This window comes from Achromobacter ruhlandii (assembly GCF_002082135.1).
GTDB lineage: Bacteria > Pseudomonadota > Gammaproteobacteria > Burkholderiales > Burkholderiaceae_B > Achromobacter > Achromobacter ruhlandii.
The window spans coordinates 5,831,111-5,850,965 of sequence record NZ_CP017433.1; the positions used below are offsets into that span (position 1 = coordinate 5,831,111).

Genomic DNA, 19,855 nt, shown 5'->3' on the forward strand with positions numbered 1-19,855 from the left:
GGAGCCCTCTCAGATGACCGGATGGGCGTTGGAATACAACGCGCTGTCCAGCGCAAGCGCGACGTGGGTGTCCACGATCACCTGCAGCGCCAGTGCGGATTCGGTGAACACCGTGTATTCGGCGCCGTCGTTCCCTCGGATCTGGCCGCTTTCCGTCCAGAACCGCGCCCCGCCCAGTTGGCCGAACTGCAGCACATCGTGCTCGCCTCCCTGTACCACCAACTGGCGGAACGCGCCGTTCAACAAGCCGTCGTTGCTCAGGGACATGGCCGACCCAACATCCGACATCTGCCGCACATCGGTAGAGTCCATGACCAGGGTATTGCCGTGCTCATGGGCCGCCTTGTCGGCGTCCAGATCCACCACGTTGATCGTGCCGTGCGTGCGCGCGAAATTGATCAACTGCCCGTCGCCCGTGACCTCGACTTTCTTGTCAACGATGCCGAAGGCGCCATTGGCCAGGAACACCATGCCGGACTCGCCATGCGTCAGCGGGCCGGCCGCCGGCCCGTCCGCGCCTGCCTGGGTCACGGTCGCCAGCAAGGTATGGCTCTGACCGTCGTCGACCTGGGCCTGGAAGGAGAAGGCGGTGGGGTCCGCAGCCTCATTGACCGCGACGCCCAACACGGCGGACTCGAACTGCGCGAACCCGGTCAGCGGCGCGAAGGCGGTCTCCCCAGGCTTGATGACGCTGACGTGCCAGTCATCTCTCAGGATTGCCTGCTGGAACAGCGTGGAATCCAGGTAGTGCCATCCCGCCTCCAGGTGCAGGGAGGCATACTGCGCGTGGGGCATTCCCCTGTCGGGCGACAACAGGGTATAGCCGTCGACCTTGAGCGATACCTGATCGTCCCGGGTCGTGGCGCGGAACAGCCACGTGCCGGCCTCGGCCTGCTCGACATGGAACCAACCGGTCGCCCGCCCGACCAGCGAGGCGTTCGACATGGTCACGCCGCTGTCGAACGCGTGCATCCAGTCGTAGGGCAGGTTGTCGGCCATGCGGGACACCACCGGCGCCACGGTCGCGGTCAACGCCAATGCGTCCGGGAAGCTGCGGTTGGCATCTTGGGGCAGGTTCCAGAACTGCACGCGCAGCCCCTCTGCCGTTCGATGCGCCGTCAAGTCCACCACCTGCAACGTCTCGTCCTTGCCCAGGGGCGCGCTCAACGTATAGTCCAGCTTCACGTGGTGCGCCGTGTCCTTCGCCCCCAGGGCCACACCCTGCTCGGTCGGACCGGTTTGCACGTCGCGGATCACGCTGAACTCGGATTCGCCTGGGCGGCGCCATTGCATCACCCAAGACCCCACCCCGAAGGTGTTGCCGGTATCGACCCGCAGGTAGTGCCAGCCCGCATCCAGGCTGACGTCGCCTTGGATGCCATTTCGCAGAAACTCGCGGCCAATCATCACCCGCTCGCCATCGACGCTGACGATCTCGAAATCGTCCACCACCGGCGACCGGAACGTCCAGATGCCGGCCTGTTCGGGGCTGACATGGAACCAGCCGCTGCCAACGTAGTTGGCGGTGGTGGCATACGGGACACCCGGTAGCAGCGCGCTGTTGTACCCCCTGGCGTTGAGCTGCGGCAACTGCCCCTGGCCAGTGGGATTGGCCGTGGAAGTCGTCCAGATGTTGTCGATATTGGGCGCTTGCGCACGCCCCATATTCCATACGAATACCGAGAACCCGTCGGTATCGAGCTGCACCGCGCTGCCCAGCGCCGCGTCGCCATCCTGAACGCGGACCGGCGTGACCGCCTGGCCCGGCGCAGGGGCGGCGATGGTCAATGCGAACGGCTGCGATGAGGCGCCCTTGACGCCCGGTTCGTTTTCCACCGCCACGGTCAACGTGTGCGAACCATTGTTCAGCCCCGTCGACACGTAGGTCCAGTTGCGGCCGCTGGCATCGACGCTGGCGTAGCCCACCCGGGTGCCGCTGTCATACAGGGCGACCCGCTCGCTGCCCAGCAGACCGCGATCCAGCGCGCCGCTCACCACCAACGCGGCGCTGGCGACCGTGGCGCCGGACTCCACGCTGGACAATCCGCTGGCTTGGGGCGTCGAGACGGACAATATGGTCGCCATCGTCGCAATGGCAGCCTCGTCGATGACCACGGGCAGCGCCTGCGTCGCGGCAACGCGCGTGTGCGTCGGCCCCTCGACCTGCACGGTCAGGGTCTGTGCGCCCACGCCCAGGCCCATTCCCGCGCCCGGGGTGAACGACCACGCGAAGCGGCCGTCCTTGTCCGCGGCGCCCTGTACCGTGGCATCGCCCAGCCGCACGGTTTCGCCGTTGAGCGTGCGGTACACGCCCAGAACCTCGTCCCGTCCCAAGTCGTGAGACAACGACCCGTTCAAGGATTGCGCCGGATCCACGCGGCTGGCGAGCGCATCGATGCGGATGGCGTCGTCACCCAGCACCACGACCGCATAGGTATTGGCATGGACCGGATCCGACGCGGGCACCGGCTGTTCGTTGATGCGCAGCGAGAACTTATGTTCGCCCTCGGACAAGGGCGGCGCGTTGAACCGCCAGCGCGTGCCGACCACCACGGCCGCGCCCAGCAGCGCGTCGTTGTCGAAGACCTGCACCAGGTCGCCGGCGCGCGGCTCCCGCGCCAGCGTGCCGAAGATCCCGACCCGCTTGCCATCCAGGCTCTGGCCAGGCCGGACACTTTGCGCCGCAAGCGTGTCGAAACGGCTCCCGGCCGACAGCACCTGCCCGGCCGGCAGGACGATCACGGCCTCGATCAACCCCGCCTGCAACGGGTCTGGCGCGGCGTCATGCACGTTGACCCGCAGCGACTCGAACACCAACGGCGTCGTGGGGCTGTTGCCGGCGCCGCCGATCGAGATCTTGAAGTCGTGCTGGCCATTGCCCAGCGGCACCTCGATGTCGAAATGCCACTGCTGCTCCTGAACGCTGGCGCGTCCCAGGAGCTGGGCGCCGTCGCGGACTTCCACGTACTCGCCATCGGCCAGCGGCGCGGCCAGCGCTCCGCTGATCGTGAACTGCCGCTCGCTGGTGTTCTGCCCCACCACGACGCCCTTGGCGTCCTTGGCCTCGATGCCCTCCAGCCCTTGCAGGTGGAAGCTGAAGGTGGGCGAAGGCCTGCCATGGATCGCGCTATCCTGCGCGGTATAGGTGGTACCCGCCCGGGCCGCGTTGTCCACGGTCGCGAACAGATTGACGGTGCCGAGCGCCATGTCCACGTCGCTGCGCCATTGCCAATTGGTTCCGGTGACCGTGGCGTCACCCAGGTAGCTGACGTTGCCCTGGCCGTCATCCTGCCAGAGGCGCAACACCTGCGCGTTCGACAACGCCGCGCTGAGCCTGCCGGAAACCAGCGGACGCCGGAAGTCGATGGCCCCATCGACGGGCACATTGCCGACGACCGGACCGTCATCGTCACGCACGGTCACGATCGACACGGTCTGGGTGGGGGTACGGCTGTCCTTGCGGAAGGACACGCTATCCCCGGTCTCGGCAATGGCGGTGGTGGTCCCCACCACTTCCACCGACAGGACGTGCCGGCCATCCAGCAGCGGCGCGTCCGGCCGGAAGGACCATTTCAGCGGGTCGGCCCTGTCGATCACGGCCTGACCCAGCTCGGAGGTGGCGCCATTGAAGGTATCCGACACCCGCAGGCGTTGCCCGAACTCGAGCAGCGGCGCGCTCAACGTGCCCTTGATGAGCGGAGTGGCCTCGTCGGTCAGGCGCGAGCCTTGATCCAGATCCAGCAGGTTGCCCTGCAAGGCCCCCGTCTGGTCGTTCAGCTCGGTGATGGTGAGATGCTGGACCTGGAAATTGGCTATCGCCGCGGCGATGTCGTTGCCGATCCCCGTCAACCGGTTCTCGGGAATCGCGCTCAACGTGTAGGAGCCCGACGGCAGGGCCTTGCCTATCCGAAACTCCCAGGTGGTGTCGGTCAACATCCGGGCCACGCCCAGCCGCTGCCGTTCGCCGTCCTGCGGTTGTCCGTAGACCACGATCTGATCCTGCCCTCCCAAAGCGGTGCTGACGGTGCCGCGCAATGTCGCGATCTGGCCCTCGATGGTGGAATTGGCGCTCAACTGGCCCGACCGTTGGCCGTCGATCAGCCCGGTGATCGACGCAAACAAGTCCGGGCTTGGCCCGCTTCCTTCCGCCACGAGCGTCAACGCCGTCTGCGCCGACAATGCGGACGCCGCGCTGGCATCCCCGGCATCCCCGTCCGCCAGCACCACCACGCTGTACTGATGGTCCCCCGCCAACTGATCTGTGGACGCCAGCGCATAGCTCCATTTCTTGCCTTCCAGCGTCGCGCTTCCCAACGCCACGCCATCGCGCCGCACCTGCAGCGTGGTCCCTGCTGGCAACTCGCTCGCCAGATGGCCGGACAACGTCAGGTCGCCGCTGCCGATCAACGCCACCAACCCGCCGTCCGGCAGGCGCTGCGCGCCGACGGGCGCGTCGATCGTGATCGCATTCTGGTGGACAGTGGTCCGCGCCTCCCCGTCCGGGGCTGGCGCCAGCGTCGCCAGATTGACCGGCCTGACGGCCACCTCGTGCGCGCCAGGCGGCTGCGCCCACAGCGCATAGGACCAATTGGTGCCCGAGGCATCGACGCCAGCCAGCCCCACGTCCTTGCCATCGATCGACACCATGACGCCCATGCCCGGCGCCACCGCCTCGGTGGTGGCGCCGGTCAGCAACGTCAAGCCACGGTCGGTGAAGATGGGTGTCGAACCCGTCGCCAACGTGACGCCGAACGCGGGCGCATCGGCGCCGCTCACCATGACGTTCACGGGCGCCAGGCTCCGTACCGCCTCGACCGGCACGCCGCCATCTAGCAACACGTATTCGACCCGGTGCATGCCCGTCGCCAGGTCCGCGCGCAGTTGGAACGTCCAGGCCCCGTCCGTGCCGACGGTCGTCTCGCCGGCCACGTCCCCATCGACCAGCACGCGCACCGACAGCCCCTGGGTGCTATCCGTATTCACCCTGGCCCGCAGGATCGGGCGCAGCGTCTCGACGGCGCCCTGCGCCGACAGGTCCTGCACCGATATCGGCGAGAGCGACAGCACGTTGACATCGACGGCATCCGACCGCACCGCGCCGAAGCTATCACCCCTGTTCTCGATGGCCGCGTAAATATGGCTCAGGCCGGCGGGCAGCGATACCGGCGGCCGCAGCGACCAGGTCAGGCCGTCGGTATTGGCCGTGCCCAGCAGTTGGGCCACACCGTCGTGCTCGGCGTAGACCCGCAGCACTTCGAAGGCGTTCAGCGCCTGCCCCAAGGTGCCCGACAAGCGCGGACGCGTATCGTCGAGCACCGCCGTCGTCACCACCTCGCGCCGCGGCGCCTCCTGCCCGAGCGCGGTCCGGTCCCACGTACCCAGCAGATTGTTCGAATCCAGCACCGACGTGATGGCCACCGCATGACCCGGCCGCAGCGTCGACACCGTGATTTCCGGGGTTTGCGCCGACATGCGCGACACGCCGTCGGACGTCAGCAGCACGGCGCTGAAGCGCTGGCTGCCCGGCTCCACATCCGCCTGCGGCGTGAAGGACCACGACACCCCATCGGCATCCATCTGAGCCTCGCCGAGCCTGTTGCTGCCTCGGAAGATCGCCAGCACCTCGCCACTGCCGAGCGGCTGGGCCAGATGGCCCTTCAAGGTCGGACGCGCATCGTCGGTGCGCATGAGGACCGGGCGTCCGTTTGCCCCGAGGGATTCAAGCGCGAACAGATCTCCGCGAACATCCCCGTGGTCATCGATCAGCGCCGTGATGCTCACGGACTGCTGATGCACGATGAAGTCCGACGAGAGCGGGCCCTGGAGGGCCTGAGGATCCGCCCGATTGACCACGCGGGCATTGAATACCGTGTCGCCAAAGGGAAGCTCCCGGTCGACCTGGAACGTCCATTCGGCATTCGCATCCACGGTGGCATAGCCCAGGAAGACCTGATCGGCCTGCCCGGGCAAGCGGCCATACACCGCCACGCTCAGCCCCCCGGCCAGCCTCGCGGAAACACTGCCCTTGAGCTGTGGCAGCGCGTCGTCGGACGGCACCCCGGTGGCGTTGGCGCCCGTGAATGAGGATCCCGCCCCGTATATGTCGCGGGCCTGACTGATCGTCGCGGTCTCGGTGGGCGCGCTACTGCCGATGTAAACCGTATGCGATGCCGACACCGCCCGTAATTCGGCGCCGTCATGGTCCATGACCTGGACGGCGATGACATGGGCGCCGTCGCCAAGGACCTCGTCATCGGCCAGCGTGCCCGACCATGTCGAGCTGCCCTGGTCGAACGTGACCTGGCCATCGCGCGGCACACCGTCGATCACGAGCTTGAGGACTTCGCCCTCTCCCAGCGGCGCGCCCAGGTGACCGCCAAAGACGAACTTCCCCTGCTTCGAGGCGCCATCGACCCCGGGCAGCAGGATGTTCTGGTCCGGGTGCGCCGGATCCGCGATGGATTCCAGGCTGACCTGCTGCACATGGATGGTGAATTCCGGCGACGCATCGCCCTCCTTGCCCAGGACGATATTCTCGACCCGCGCCAGGAATGTGTGGATACCGGCCCCAAGGGGTTCACGGCTCTGGAAAGTCCAATCGGTGTCCGTCGCCGTGGCCTCTCCCAGGCGCACCAGCTGACCGTCGATACGGTCATACAACACCACGCGTCGGGTATCGGCATTGATCGGTTTGTCGAGCCTGCCGCGCACGATGCCGCGGGCGTCGTCGGTGCTCACGCCCGTCTGGGTGAGCAGGGCCTGCAGCGGCCCGGCCTGATCCTCGTAGCCGACGATTTCCGCGTGCTCTTGTGGAACCTGGGTGTCGACCGTGAAGCCCACCTTCGTCACCGCCCGCACCGCGCGCGAGGAGGAATCCTCGATACGCGCCGACACCTCGTAGCGCCCCTCCTGCCAGCTTCGCGGCACGCCATTGCTTTGCGGCAGGCTGAAAGTCCAGTCGGTGCCGTTCGTGTCGATCCTCGCCACGCCAACCGGCGTGAACAGCGTGGCGCCCTCGCCCTTGACGTAGATCGTCACGCGCTCCGACGGCAGCAGCAGGGGCGCCCCAAGCTTGCCCCGCAGCGTCACATGGTTGTCGGCGGTGCCATGGCCATCCCGGCTCAGCACATTGGCGCCCGTGGTCGGCTCGACCACTTCGGACACCTGGATGCTGTTCACGTTCACCGAGGTCGCCAGCGTATTGCTGGTCAGCCCCGAATTGATCGCCACCACTCGCGCGTGGAGCGTCACAGGCCCGTCCGCCAACGCTTCGGTCAGGGTGTAGGTCCAGTTGACGCCGTTCATGGTTGCCGCGCCCAGCCGGCGCATGGCGCCGTCCTCGCGCGACAGGAACACCTGCACTTGCTGGCTTGCCCCCAACGCCTCGCTCAGGGTGCCGCTGACCACCGGCCTTCTGTCATCGGTGCTGGCGCGAAACCCGACCGGCCCCACCTGCGAGCCATCGGCGCCCACGCGATCGGTCACGTTCAACGTCAGCACCACCGCCGTCACCGGCTGGGCGACGGCGTCGATCGTGATGGGGACCGTCGAATCCGACAGCAGGATCTGAGGCCTTGCTCCGGCGACGATCCGCTCCACCCTGACCTGGAACCCGTGTGCGCCGTTGCTCAAACCCGCGGTTGGCTGGAAACTCCAGGTGGTGTCCGCCACGGTCGCCACGCCCAGCAGGACCGCGGCGGTGCCATCGACCGAATCATAGACCGCGACGCGCTCGTTCGGTCCCAGCGGCATGCCCAGCCTGCCCGACAACTGAGGGCGCACGTCGTCGGTAAAGGGCGGCTGGGCGAACAGCTTCGCATCCAGCAGATTGCCCTGCAATGCCCCTACGCTGTCCTGGACCGCGTTGATGGTGAGCTGGCTTTCCCTGGCCGTGAATGTCTGGCCAACCGGCCCCAACTCGCCATTGGCCCGGTTGACGATTCTGGCGGAGAAAGTATGGTCGCCCAGCCCCAGGCTCTCACCCGGCCTGAAGCTCCAGCTACCGTCGCCGCGCTCGGCGTTGAGCGTGGCCAGGCCCAGGACGGTCTCGACCACCCTGCCATCGGGCTGCCTCACGGCGTCGACAATCTGCACCGCGCGCGACGCCGGCAGCGTATTCGCGCCCAGCAGCATCCCCGAGATCAACGGCCGGCGATCGTCGGTGCTCTGGCTGGGGGCCAGCGCGCCGACGAACCCGCCGTTGCCGGGAATCTGGTCACGAACCTCGGTGATGTTGACGACCCCGGTGGGCGTGCCATCATCGAAGTCGATCTGCCGGTCCACCGCCAGGCGGATCTGGCCGCTGGCCGCGTCCACCACCCGCGCCGACAAGGTGGAATGGCCTTCCGGCAACTCGCCCGCGCCGCCCTGCGTTGCCCCCAGTTCCAGTTGCCAGGTGAATCCGCCCGGCGCGCGCGGCAGCAGCGTCGCCAGGCCCAGCACCGTCTCCTTCCCGCCTTGCACGGACACGATCCGCAAGGCTTCACCGTCGCCCAGCGCGGTGCCCAGGTGGCCGCGCAGCACCGGCGCATGGTCGTCGGTCAGGAACGGACCGTCGCCGTCGAACACATTGCCCCTGATGGGGCCGGCGGCGTCATCCAGCTCGCTGAAGGTCAGGCTGTTGATCCGCAGATCGAATTCGGCATGCCGCGGCCCCATGGCGTCGCCCCCGTTCACCACGCCCGCCATCAGGCGGTAGTTGCCCTCGGCCAGCGGGGGATCGATCCGCAGCGACCAGCCCAGGCCGGTTTGGTCGATCCGAGGTTGATAGGAAAAGGATCGACCGGGATCGTTGACGTCCTCCACGCGGACTTGCAGGCGTTGCCCGGCGAGTAACGGGCCTGACAGCGTCCCGGACAACAAAGGTTGGGTGTCGTCGGTGGAGGCGCCGCTGGCGATCAAACCCGTGTAAACGCCCACGTCATCCATGACCTGGTCGATCACCACCTGCTGCTCGGGCAGCTCGGTGCTGACGATGACGGCAGGCGGAGCAGCGCTGAGCAGCGCCTGTGGAGGCCCATCATCCGGCCCGGCGCGCTCGACCACGGCGCGCAGCCGGTGGACGCCGTCCTTCAGTTCGCTGTCGGCGGGGAATTCGTAGCGCCACGTCGCTCCCGAGCCCTCGCTGGCAGGCGTGACGTCCGCCTTGCCCACCCGTGTCGGCGCGCCGCCATTGACGGCGTCGTAGATGGCCACGTACTCGCCTGGGGCGGGCAGGCTGCCCAGCGCGCCCGTCAGGATGGGCTGGGTGTAGTCCGTCACGGGGCTCGTGGTCTCCAACAGGTTGACTTCGGTCACGCCCGGAACGATCACGCCGTCGAACGACAGCGACTGCACGGTGACGTCCCAGCTACCCCAGTTGGACGTTGCGTCCGGCGCATCGGCATCGACGCCTTCGGGATAGACCGGCGCGTACGCATTCAGGCCCGGCGAGAACACCTTGACCACGACGTGATGGCTGCCCAATGCCATGTCCGACACCGGCGTGAAGGACCATTGCGGCAATTGCCCCTCGTCGGGCGGCGCCACGTTGGCGTAGCCCAGCAATCGTTCGGCCCCGCCGTTCACGCTATCCGCCAGCACCAGCACCTGGTCGCCTTCCAGCGCCGCGCTGAGCGTGCCGCTGAAGGTCGGCCGCCGATCGTCGGTGCTCATGTTGGGGCTGAGCGCGCCCACGAAATCGTAGGGATCGGTGGACGGATCGCCGACGTCGTCGGCCACCATGACGATCTGCGCGGCCTGGGTCGGCTGTATGCCGACCAGCGCCGCCTCGGTGTACGAGTATGGCTGCGACACGGTCTCCGTGGTGTTGCCGGCCACGTCGCTGATGCGCGCCAGGATGTCGCCCGTGCCGTGCCTGGAGAATCCCACCGTGACGCTCCACGACGCGCCGTCGGCCGACAGCTCGCCCACGGCCCAGGTGGCGCCGCCATCGATCGACACCATGATCCGGTCGTCGCTGGTCACCGTGCCAAGCACCTTGCCGCGGATCGTCTGCGACGGCTGCGTGAACAGGAAGCCGCCCGGCAGCGCCGCGCCCTCGAACGGCGCGCTGATGCTGTCGATGGAAGCCACCCGGGCGTCCGGCGGCGTGACGTCCAGCACGAATGCGTGCGAGGCGCCGGGCAGCGTCAGCGGCTGCTCGCCGTTGACACCGGTCACCGCGACCCGCGTCAGCAGACGCGCGTCCTCGCCCGCGCCGTCCAGCCGCAGGAAGCCGGAGAGCCAGGTGCCGCCGCCCGCGCCATCGGCGGCGGGCGTCGCCACGGCCTCGACCCAGGTATTGCCGCCATCGGCCGATACCTCGATGTGCGTGTTGGGGCCCAGCGTGCCGAGATAGTGGCCGGACACGGCCTGCACCGGCTGATTGGTGATGAAGTCGCTGGGAGAAACACCCGTATCGGCGCTCAGGGCCGTGATCTCATCGACCTCCACGCTGACCAGCCCGTAGGTCCGCAGGTCGGAACCGGCGATCAGCTCGCCCTGGTCATCGACGATCGCCGCGAACAGGCGCTTGGCGCCATCCTCGCCCAATGTGTTCTCGCCGTAGTCGCCGGCCCCCAGCACCACGCTGCCGGCGGCCACGTCCTCCGCCGTCAACACGCGCGACAGGATGGTGCGGCCATCGAGCAGATGCAGCTCGACACGCTGGCCGGCGCTGATACGGTCGGCGCTGGCGGTCCATGACACCGTCACCGACGGCTGCGCATCCTTGCCCAGCGCGTCAACCGTGGGGATCGGCGCCGCCCCCGCGTCCGTGAACGTCGCCGACACGGAAGCCCAGGGCACCTGCGGCAACGTGAAGGTATCGAACAGGGCGGGATCGACCAGCTTGCCAAGCAGCGCATTGGCTTCCTGCATGGCCGCCAGCAGCACCGCGCCCTCGACCGTCGGCGCGATGTGCAAGGCGCCGTCGGCGTCCGGCGCCAGGCCGCCAGCCAGAAGCTGCAGCGTGTTGGCCAGCGCCCCCGACACCGAATCCATGCCGGCCAGGGCCGCCAGCACCTTGCCATAGGCCTGGGCCGCGACCGACGCCTGCGCGAACGTGTCGGCATTGATGGCCACCACGGGCCCCAGGATGTCGACCAGCTGCGCATCGCTGGTGAACTGCGTCATGAGCTTGGCAACCGCGGCCGCCATCGCATTGACCTGATCGGCGGATACGCCGTCCAGCGGCGCGGAGGGATCGGCCGGCGCGCCCACCAGGCGCGTGACGAGTTCGGTCAGTGGCGTCACCGAGATCGACAGTTCGGTCTGACCTTCGGCGCGGTAGCCGATCGCGCTCAGTGTCGGGAAATCCGTGGCGGCGAATTGCGCCGCCTGCTCCGCCGTCATCCCCTGGGCCAGCGCCAGCGCCTGGCGGTATTCGTCGATGTAGCCCTGGCCGTCGCGCGCCTTGTCGGACACCACCACCCGCACCAGGCCGACATAGTCGGACGGCAGCTCGGCGCGGTAGGACAGCACCTGGCCGCCCGGGCCCAGCACCAGATCGCCCTGGCCCAGCGACTGCCCCTGGCCGTCGTACAGCGAAATCGACAGGGTCTGCGCATGGTTGAACACCCCGGCCGCAATGCCGCCCGTGACCGTGACGGCCGGCCTTGCCTCCGGGTTGCCCTCAGGCTCCGGCGACGGCGCCGGCGTGCTTCCGCCCGCCTCCGGCTGCTCTCCCACGTCTGGCGTGGGCGCCGGCGCGGCCGGCGTGTCTTCTTCCCTGCCCTTGCCCTTCTTGCTGGACAGCCCCAGCGCCAGGCCGATCAGGCCGACCACGCCGAACATCCAGCCGTATTCCTGGTACCAGGCCAAGGGCTCCTCGGCGCCTTTGCCATCCTCCTTGGGCGCGGCCTGCGCGCTGTCCGGCGGCACGGCCGCCGCCTCATCGGCGAAGCCCTGCTCCTCTTGCGCCGTGGGTTCGGTTATCGGCACCTGCAGCGCCTCGGCGGCGTCCTTGAGCGCGGTGCTGTCGATATCCACCTTGGAGAACAGTTCCGCGCCCGAAAGCGACTGGTCGTCGAACTGCAATTCGGGCGAGGGCCGCTCCAGAATCTTCACCGCCAGCCCGGGCAACAGCACCCGGCTGCCATCCTTCATCAGCGCCACCACGTCGACGCCGACAATCGCCATGGCCTTGACGTCGGAAAGCTTGAAGTTCAGCGGAATGCGGCCATCTTTAGCGAAGGTGGAGAGCGTTCTGAATCGGTTTTTCATGGCGGTGGTTTCACAAAAGTAGAATCGAAATCCCGGGCCTGTCACACCCGGCAAGACAAGGCAGGTCAGCGTTCACCCAGCGATTGCTGCAATCCCTTGGTGATGGGCTTGGCGAGATACTGGAGCACCGTGCGCTCGCGCGCCTTGATGTCCACCGTGGCGGTCATGCCGGGCCGCAACTGGATCTGTTCGGAGGAATGGCGCTTGAACTCCGCTTCCCGGATCAGGATGCGGACGCGGTAGTAATGCGAAGGCCCCTGGCGCGTCTCTTCCTGCAGCACGTCGGGGCTGATGTAGCTCACCTCGCCCGACATGACGCCGAAGATGGAGGAGTCATAGGCGTCGATGCGCACATTGGCGCTCTGGCCCACCTGGACGAAGGCGATGTCGGCGGGGCCGACCCGCGCCTCGGCCAGCAGGTCGCCGCCGGTGGGCAGGATCTCCATGACCGTCTCGCCCGGGCGCACCACGCCCCCTATCGTGTTGACGCGGATGTTGTTGACGATGCCGTCGGCCGTGGCGACCAGCCGCGTCTGTTCCAGCACCTGATTGCGGTCGCGCAACTGCTCGGTCTGGCTGGTCAGGTCTTCCTGCGCCTTGGTCATTTCCGCCTGCGCGTCCTGGAAATACTTGTTGCGCCGGCTGGTCATCTGCGCCTCGATGTCGGCCACCGCGCGTTGCAGCCGCAGAATCTCCGCCTGGCTGACGTCGCCCGTGGCCACCAGCTTGCGATTGATCGACAGTTCCTGGCGCGCGAGCGACAGCATGTTGCCCAGCGCCGCCAGGTCTTCCTTGATCGCGGTGCGGCGCTTCTGGTACAGGTCGCGCTGGTTGCGCATGTAGTCCTGGTAGCCGTGCAGGTCCTCGGGAAACGCCAGCGGGGTGCCATAGACCTCGGCATGCAGGCGCGCCAGCGTGATCCGCAGGGCCGCCACCTTGGCGTTGCTGTCGCTGACCGCGGCGCGGGCCCGCTCTTCCTGCAGCGTCGCCAGGACGTCGCCGGCATGCACCACGTCGCCCTCGCTGACATGCAGCTGGGTGATGATGCCGCCATCGGGCGACTGGATCACCTGCGTGCGCGCGGCGGCGATGATCTGGGCGGGCGCCCGCGTGACCTGGTCGATCTTGCCCACCGCGGCCCAGGCCAGCAACGCGCACAGGCCGGCGAACATGGCGCGCATGCACCAGCGCGCCCGGCGCGGCGGCGTGACCAGCGACACCCCTTCCGATCCGTCCGCGGGCAGCATTGGCGACAACGCGTTCCCCGCGCCCCGCGAACGGGAATCAATGATCAGCCGGCTCATGCCTGCGCTCCCGCCACGCCCAGCGCGGCTCCGGCCGCGCGCCGGGCATCGTCCTCGCGCCGCGCGGCCTCCAGGTCTTTCAAAACCGCGTCACGTGGGCCGTCCCTGACGATGCCATTGCCGATCATGACCACGACGCGCTCCACCAGCGGCAGCACATTGGGCTTGTGGGTCACGACCACCAGCGTCGCGCCGGCGCGCGCCTCTTCGGCCAACACGCCAAGGCAACGACGCTCCTGGTCGTCGTCCATCGATGCGGTGGGCTCGTCCAGCAGGATGATGCGCGGCCGGCACAGCACCAAACGGGTGAACGCCACCAGTTGCCGCTGCCCGCCGCTCAGCCCGCGTCCCCCTTCGACGATGGGCCGGTCCAGGCCCTTCGGATGCGCGGCCACGATGCGATCCATGCCGGTGCGGCGCATGGCGCGCAGAATCTCTTCGTCGCCGGGATCGGGCAGCCCGATCAGGAGGTTCTCGCGCAGGGTCCCCTGAAACAGGCGATGGTCTTGCTGCAGATAGCCGATCTGCCGGCTCAACGCCAGCCGGCTGATGTGCGACAGATCCAGGTCGTCCAGCAGCACGCGCCCGGATTGCGGCACGTACATGCCGGTCAGTACGCGCAGCAGCGTCGATTTGCCCGACCCGATCGGCCCGACCACCGCGATTCTTTCGCCCGGCTGGATGCGCAGGTTCGGCACGCGCAAGGCCACGGGATTGTCGCCATAGGCGAACGACACGTCTTCGAGCGCGAAGCGTCCTTCGATCCGCTCCGGCGCCAGCGGCCGCCGCACGCCGTGGTTGTCGGTCTTGAGTTGATAGAGTTTTTCCAGGCCGTCCTCGGCGGCCAGCGCATGCGCGCGCTGGATCATCAAGCCCGGCACCGCCAGGATCGGATTCAGGATCCGGCCGCTCAGGATGGAGCACGCGATCAAGGCGCCGGTGGTCATGTCGCCGTGCATCACCGTCAAGGCGCCCACGACGATCAACGAGGCATAACTGAGTTGCTGAATGGAACCGCCCAGATACCCCACGTTTTCACTCAAGTGGCGCATCTTGAGATCGTTGGCGATGGTCCGCGCGCTGACATCGAGCCAGCGCGACAGGAAGCGCCACCCGCCCGCGCCGGCCTTGATGGTCTCGGCCCCTTCGACGGCCTCCACCAGCAGGCCCGTCTTGAGATTGGCATACGCCGCGCCCTCCTTGGCCTGGCGCGCGATCCGGCGCTGCGATGCCAGGCCGATGAACAGCGCGACCAGCGCGAACCCCAGCAGCACCAGGCCCACCGCCGGCGTCGCCAGCGCCATCACGATCGCCACGAACACCAGGGCCATCGGCAGGTCGACCAGCGCGAACAACGAAGACGCGGTGTAGAACGCGCGCACCTGTTCGTAGCCGCGGATCTGCGCCGCCAGCGAACCGACGGAAGCCGGCACCTGATCGATGCGCAGCGACATCAGGCGATGGAAGATGTCGCGCGAAAGCATGCCGTCGACCCCGACCACCACGTGATCCATCACGCGGGCCCGGGCGATCTTGACGGCGAGTTCGATCAGGACGCTGATCAATACCCCGGTCGCCAGCACGAACAGGGTGTACTCGCCGCGTGTGGGGATGACACGGTCATACACCTGCATCGAGAACATGGAAGTGGCCAGCGCCAGCAGGCCGACCATGACGGAGCCGACGCACGCTTCGATCAACGCGCCGCGATACGGCCGGATGGCCGCGTTGCGACGCGAGCGGAAGGTCTCGGCCGGGGCCGGCCCGACCGGATGGCCGCTGACCGCGGAAGAACCCGCCGGCGCCAGTTGCATCCGCGTGCAGCGGTCTTGCAGCGCGGCGCTCGCGAACGCCTGGGTGACGGTGCCGCATGCCACCATCCAGTCGCCCGTGGGCGCCAGGTCGGTCACGATGCCCCACTGGCCATCCGGCAGATGGCACAGCAGCGGCAAATGCGCGGCATCGGGACGCCGCAGCCGCTGCGGCGCCCCCACCCCCAGCAGGCGGCACAACAGGGCAAGCAACTCGGCAGGCTGCTGGACGCCGGCGCATTGGCGCAAGCCGGACCGCAATTGCAGCGGATCCAGCACCGAACCCTGCAACGTGGCCAGCCGGTTCAAGGCCCAGGCCAACGTGTCCAGCGGTTCCATCTTGGGGACGGCGCTCACGGCGCCAGCTCCGTCGCGCCCAGGCGCACTTGCAGACGATAGGCGGCCGCGGCCAGCGCGGCCTGCGAGTCGGCCCGGGCGTACTGGTTCTGCGCCAGTTCCCGGACGGCATTCAACAGGTCGATCCAGGTCTTGCGCCCGGCGGTGAACTGGCGGGAATAGGAGTCGAGCACGTGCTGCGAACCGGTGACGGCACTCTCCAGCGCCGCCAGCTGATTCTGGGCCGCCGCGATCTGATCGATATCGCCCAGCATCGCCTCGCGCTGTTCGAGCCAGGCCGCATCCACGGCCATGCTTGCCGCCGACACACGCTCGCGCAGGGCATCGGCCTCGACACCGGTCGAGAACCCCGCGCCCGGCGTGTAGCGCAGCCCCACGAACACCGATACGCCACGGTCGGTGCCGGCGCCCGGGTAGGCATCGCCCAACGGGCGGTTGACGCGCAGGTAGGCGGTCGGCCAGCGTTGGGCGGACTTGGCGTCGAGCTGCGCCCGCATCGCGGCCGCATCGCCCTGGGCCATCTTCACGGCCGCGCTGTCCCAGGCCTGGGCGCCAATGTCCCCCGCCAGCAGGTTGGCGGCAACGTCTTTCACGCGCTGCGCGTCGGGCCAAGCGGCCAGCGTGTCGGCCTCGCGGTCCAGCCCGGCCACGCCCGACAGTTGCTCGATCCGCTGCGCCGCCAGCCGCAGGGCGGAACGCGCCGTCGTCAGGTCGACTTCCGTCTGCCGCAGGCGCGACAGCGCCAATTCGATGTCAACGGCGGGCGAGGCATCGGCCGCCACCCGGCGGCGCATCTGCGCTTCATAGTCGCGCAGGCGCGTCATGGTTGCCTCGGAGATGGCGATCCGGTCCCGGGCGCTGATCAGCGACTGCCAGGCGCCGATGACCTGCAGGGCCAGTTGCTGGCGCTGCCATGTGACCCGCGCCTCGCTCTTGCTCACGTCCGCGCGGGCCCGGTCGATATTGGCATTGATCTGGCCGCCATCCCATAGCGTCTGCTCGATCTGGGCGCCTCGCGAAGCGGGCGAATTGACGGAAGTCGAGTGCGACTCCATGACCACAGACGCCGAAGGCCACCAGCGACGCTGGGCCGCCTCCACGTCGACCTTGGCCGCGTCCAGCTCCCGCACGGCGCCACGCGCCAGCGGATGGCCGCTCATCGCCGCCTCGACCAAGGCCTGCAATGTGATGGGCGCGCCCCCGGGGCGGGCGGCCTCAGCGGGCGCGGCAACCGGCGCTGCCCCGCCGCCGTTCGCCCCCGCCTCGGCCGCGCCAGCCGCCGCGGCCAGGGTCATTCCGATGACGGCGGCCGCGCACCAAGGCGGCAACACAAGCCTTCCCGGCGTGAACATCGCGCCCCATGAGCGGGAGCGGGCCCTCCTCGGCATCAGGAAAGGCATGACGTACCCGTGTCAACATCGGACACGGCAATCGTTGCGCATCGATGCTTTTGCCAATCAATATTGCAGCCCGCCCGCATTTTCACCTTATATTTTTTCATTATTCAGACGACAAAAACCAACTTATAAATACATTATCTCGACCCGAAGGCAGTGGCGCGATTCCATTTGGAACCACTCCGCGCACTCGGCCAGGGGCAGCCCTTCGCAGGCACAACCCCTGCGGAGAAATCGAGACGATTTGGTTAATGAATTAGAGCACTTACGGCATGCCCGCCATGCGCGGCGCCATAGGGATTAATTTTTCGAACGCTCGCTTCAATCGGCTTCTTGATTGAGCAATCGAATATCAATGCGCAGCCCCAAATTTAATAATTATTATTGTGGGAGGCTGGACAAATAAAACACATAGATAATCATAAATGAGTAATCCAGTCTTATATTTTCCAGAGCTATTTTCTCCCACAGCTTTTTCAGCGCAGGTTATTTCATCCCGTTTCTCGGATTAACCTACATCCGGATAACGAGCCCCCAGCGCTTTGCCGTGCATCCCCTTCATCCGCCAGGACATCGCTGAGCGGCAGCGGTGGCGGAATCGTTCTTCTGATCGGGAAAAGTGTGGCGGGCGCCGGAGCGGGGAAACGGATAATCATCGACACGACGACGCCGCTCGATATCCGCCGAAAAGACTTCTCGGCTTGCGCGTTGGCGATCAGCGCCAATGCGCGGCGCACCGCAATGGCCGATGATGGAATCAGCCGATCGCGGCGGGGACCGGCGCTGGTAAAGAAAGGGGTCGCGCCCCGAGCAGCGGAAGGGGCCGGACACAAATCCCTAGAGAGGCGTGCCGCGTGGCAGCCCCGTCGGCGGGATGCCGCTGCACGGATACCCAGTCGGCTCCCAGGGCAGGGCAAAAAAAAACGCCGCTTCGAAAGCGGCGTCTTTGGGTGGCTTGACCTGGGTGCCTTGACCTGGGTGCCTGGGCACCCGGCCTCCCGATGATTGGGAGGCTTGGGCTCAAGCGAGAATTCGGGGTGGTGGGCTGAGCGAGACTCGAACTCGCGACCAACGGATTAAAAGTCCGCCGATCTGCAAATCCCTGTAAATCACAATGTCTTTTTAATCAACGACTTGCAGTGATAGCCCTAATCCATCAACTGGACATTCAACCAGGGATTTGCAGAGATTCAGGTTCATTTTCAATGATTATGGACAAGATCTGGTCAAAGCCGCCATCAGGCTCGTCACACGCTCCCCAATAGGCCAACCCGTTTCTGGCCGCTTCAGCAATCCCTCCGTTTAACCCTTCAATCCCCGCCGCGCTCTCCCGAAACCATATTGAGGCCAACGGGACGGCGTCCCCCTCGCGCACTGAACCGCTTGCCCCCCATTGGGGGCAAGCGTTCGCGCTCGTCAAAATCGAACGCAGGAGCCCCGTATGGCCAAGTCGCCCACGGCCTATCCCACGGCCGCCGCCTTTGAATTCCCTTCTACGGCTCGCGCAGCACGTCACGCAGCCCGGACATGGTTCGAAACCGCTCCCACTCTTACTCCCGCGCAATTCCGTGATCAGCAATTCCGGGACCATTGCAAAGACAAGCCCGACTCTGCCCTTGAGCGCAGGATCCGGCGGGCGGCCTTCAGACAGGCGTTCGCTGAGGCCATGGGCCACATCGTGGTGGAGGAGGCGCGGCTCCATGCGCTCCCTGCTTGAACGCCCGATTACGTTCCGCCTGTCCGATGCCGCCCGCCGGCGATACGAGCAGGCAGCTTCGGATCGTGGCATGACGCTTTCCGCGTACCTGCGGGATCGGCTCGAAGTCGACGACCAGGTCGCCGAACATGTCTCGCAGCTGCGCCTCACCCTGCTGGACAACGCTCCGAGCGGGCAATCCGACGCTTCGCTGCTGCCCATCCTCCTCGAACTGTTGCTACTCACGAGGCGACAGAGCCAACCCGGCGAGTTGCGCGCCGTCCATCATGAACTTGAACGGCAGGGCGTGATGCCCCGGACTTTCAAGTAACTCTTAGGATCCCCCATGCAAGCACCCCTTCTGGCGGCCGTCGTCTCGGCGGCCTGCCTTCTTTCGGCCTGCGGATTCGTGCCGCCCGCCCCTCCGACACCCCCGGACTCGGGACGCATCCTGATCAACCATGCGGATCCGCGCACCGTTCTACCGGGTAAATCGCCGACCGCCCTGGCTTCGGCAGACATTCCCCCGATCCCGGTGCCCGAAGCGCCGCCCAAGCTTGAAAGTCCAGCGTCGCCCGCCAGCGCCACGTCGCCGATGGCTACCGATGCAACGGCTGCTACCCCTGGCGCCAGCACCGCCGCGACGCCGGCACCGGCTGCCGAGACGACGGCACAGACCACTGAGGCGAGCACAAGTCCGCAGCAGGTCGCGGCCGCGCCTGGCCCCGTCATCACCGTGGAGGTCGCTTCGACGGAGCCGGTCGCCGAACCGGAAATCGTGGAACCGCCCAAGCAAATTTGGCGCATCAGCCCGCAGGACGGGACGGTACGCCAAGCGCTCGTGCGCTGGGCGTCCGACGCCAACTGGACGTTTGGGCCTGATCAGTGGGAACTGAATTTCGACATACCGATACAGGCTCCGGCCGAGTTCGAGGAGGCCTCCTTCCGGGAGGCCACCCAGGCGCTGTCCCAGGCGGTCGCGATGAGCGAATCGCCTATCCGCCCCTGCTTCTACGGCAACCGCGTCCTGCGCATGTTGCCCTTCACCCGCAGCTGCAATCGCTCCCCCGCCCCGCAATCCTAGCC

The 19,855-nt window shown here is 67.2% G+C and carries 6 protein-coding genes; 2 read left to right on the forward strand and 4 right to left on the reverse strand.

From position 1 onward, the window contains the following. Positions 1-9 precede the first annotated feature (9 nt). The 4 genes from AruCF_RS26480 to AruCF_RS26495 form a co-directional block, all read right to left on the reverse strand. Positions 10-12,204 (reverse strand): hypothetical protein, encoded by a 12,195-nt coding sequence (locus AruCF_RS26480; protein ID WP_049071436.1) that lies wholly within the window; start codon positions 12,202-12,204, stop codon positions 10-12. 65 nt (positions 12,205-12,269) lie between these two features. After that, positions 12,270-13,451: a beta-barrel domain-containing protein gene (locus AruCF_RS26485; RefSeq protein WP_053085990.1), complete on the reverse strand. Its 1,182-nt coding sequence runs from the start codon at positions 13,449-13,451 to the stop codon at positions 12,270-12,272. Between the two features lie 53 nt (positions 13,452-13,504). Further along, positions 13,505-15,676, reverse strand: coding sequence for an ATP-binding cassette domain-containing protein (locus AruCF_RS26490; protein WP_231891550.1), 2,172 nt, complete (start codon positions 15,674-15,676; stop codon positions 13,505-13,507). Next, a complete protein-coding gene (locus tag AruCF_RS26495; RefSeq protein ID WP_049071434.1) occupies positions 15,673-16,836 on the reverse strand; it encodes a TolC family protein in 1,164 nt (387 codons plus the stop codon). The genes AruCF_RS26490 and AruCF_RS26495 overlap by 4 nt, the downstream gene beginning before the upstream one ends. 1,937 nt (positions 16,837-18,773) lie before the next feature. On the opposite strand from AruCF_RS26495, the gene AruCF_RS26510 reads away from it, so the two are divergent. Further along, on the forward strand, positions 18,774-19,100 hold the full coding sequence (locus tag AruCF_RS26510; protein ID WP_083036957.1) for a hypothetical protein: 327 nt from the start codon (positions 18,774-18,776) through the stop codon (positions 19,098-19,100). Between the two features lie 15 nt (positions 19,101-19,115). Continuing rightward, the gene (locus tag AruCF_RS26515; RefSeq protein ID WP_083036959.1) at positions 19,116-19,853 is read left to right on the forward strand and encodes a toxin co-regulated pilus biosynthesis Q family protein; all 738 of its coding nucleotides are present in this window, start codon (positions 19,116-19,118) and stop codon (positions 19,851-19,853) included. Positions 19,854-19,855: the final 2 nt, after the last annotated feature.

Excerpts from the sequence above, each read along its gene's own strand:
- AruCF_RS26480 (WP_049071436.1), bottom strand. The coding sequence starts at position 12,204 with ATGAAAAACCGATTCAGAACGCTCTCCACCTTCGCTAAAGATGGCCGC.
- AruCF_RS26485 (WP_053085990.1), bottom strand. The coding sequence starts at position 13,451 with ATGCTGCCCGCGGACGGATCGGAAGGGGTGTCGCTGGTCACGCCGCCG.
- AruCF_RS26495 (WP_049071434.1), bottom strand. The coding sequence starts at position 16,836 with ATGAGCGGCCATCCGCTGGCGCGTGGCGCCGTGCGGGAGCTGGACGCG.
- AruCF_RS26510 (WP_083036957.1), top strand. The coding sequence starts at position 18,774 with ATGCGCTCCCTGCTTGAACGCCCGATTACGTTCCGCCTGTCCGATGCC.
- AruCF_RS26515 (WP_083036959.1), top strand. The coding sequence starts at position 19,116 with ATGCAAGCACCCCTTCTGGCGGCCGTCGTCTCGGCGGCCTGCCTTCTT.